Source organism: Limimaricola cinnabarinus LL-001 (assembly GCF_000466965.1).
Taxonomy (GTDB): domain Bacteria; phylum Pseudomonadota; class Alphaproteobacteria; order Rhodobacterales; family Rhodobacteraceae; genus Limimaricola; species Limimaricola cinnabarinus.
The window spans coordinates 1-1407 of sequence record NZ_BATB01000152.1 but is presented as its reverse complement, the minus strand read 5'-3'; the positions used below and the strand labels follow the sequence as shown (position 1 = coordinate 1407).

1 protein-coding gene and 1 pseudogene are annotated in these 1407 nt (G+C 61.9%); one reads left to right on the top strand and one right to left on the bottom strand.

The features are described 5' to 3' along the window. Window positions 1–152 precede the first annotated feature (152 nt). Window positions 153–728 (bottom strand): annotated as a pseudogene (locus MBELCI_RS18810) (integrase core domain-containing protein); the annotation flags it as partial. 67 nt (window positions 729–795) lie between these two features. On the opposite strand from MBELCI_RS18810, the gene MBELCI_RS18805 reads away from it, so the two are divergent. Beyond that, window positions 796–1407: IS256 family transposase (locus MBELCI_RS18805; RefSeq protein WP_200861307.1), on the top strand; the 612-nt coding region annotated here is incomplete at its 3' end.

The window sequence follows — 1407 nt, the reverse complement described above, 5'->3', positions numbered from 1 at the left end:
AAATCCTGCTCCCGCAACCAACTTCAGCGAAAATATCGCCACGCACGGCGTCGAGTTCTCTCGGCGCCGATTTGCGTAGCATTTCCAGCAGGCTGCCCTCGATCGACAGCCAGTGCTCCCGGGCGTCCTCGTCCTGACCTGCCACTGAACTTTCATCCAGGCGCGACCGGAGCCCGGTTGGTATTTACGCCGGTTGGCGCGGGTTGAGCAATCGCCCGACGCGCGGAGCTTTCATCTCGCGCAGCGGGGCGGGCGATTGCGGTGGTCGGGGTCTGCGCGTAGTCGGCTGGGGTCCGGTAATCCAAGGCCGAATGCGGGCGCTCGGTGTTGTAGTCGGTTGCCCAGGCGGTGATCACGATCCGCGCATGGGCCAGATTGCGGAACATGGTCTCGTTGAGCAACTCGTCGCGCATCCGACCGTTGAAACTCTCCACGAAGCCGTTCTGCATTGGCTTGCCCGGCGCGATGTAGTGCCATTCGATCCGGTGCTCTGAACGCCACCGCAGGATGGCGTTCGAGGTCAGTTCCGTTCCGCTGTCAGAGACGATCATGCCGGGTTTGCCGCGGCGCTCGATCAGGGTCGTCAGTTCACGGGCCACACGGCGCCCCGAGATCGAGGTATCCGGGATCGCAGCGAGGCATTCGCGGGTAACATCGTCGACTACATTCAGCACCCAAAAGCGCTGACCGTTGGCGAACTGGTCATGGACAAAGTCCAGCGACCAGCGCGCATGAGAGTGTCAGATCTTCTGTGTATGAGTGATCCGGTCCATGCTTCTTCGAAAGGAAGCATGCATGACGATCTCCAAGGAACTGCTGGACGAACTTCTGAAGGGCGTAGAGCGCCCTGAGGACCTGCTCGGCGAGGCCGGGCTGATGAAAGAGCTGAAGATCAGGCTCATGGAGCGAATGCTCGGCGCCGAGCTGACGGCGCATCTTGGCTATGAAGAGGGCGAGGAAGCTCCACCGGGTCAGAGCAACCGCCGGAATGGTGCCTCGACCAAGGTGCTGAAGGGGCAGGACGGCGAGATGCCGGTAGCGGTGCCCCGCGACCGCGACAGCAGCTTCGAGCCGGAACTGGTGAAGAAAGGCCAGACCCGGATCGACGGGATGGATGACAAGATCATCGGGCTCTACGCAGCCGGGCTGACGGTCCGGGACATCCAGACCCATCTGCTCGATCTCTATGGCCTGAAGGTTTCGCCCGACCTGATCAGTCGCGTCACCGACGCCGTTCTGGACGAGGTTCGGGAATGGCAGAGCCGGGCACTGGAGCGGATGTATCCGATCGTGATCTTCGACGCGCTGCGCGTGAAGATCCGTGACGCCGACAGCCGGACAGTGAAGAACAAGGCGGTGTATGTCGCCCTCGGCGTCACTCGTGATGGCGAGCTATGGCTGAAAATG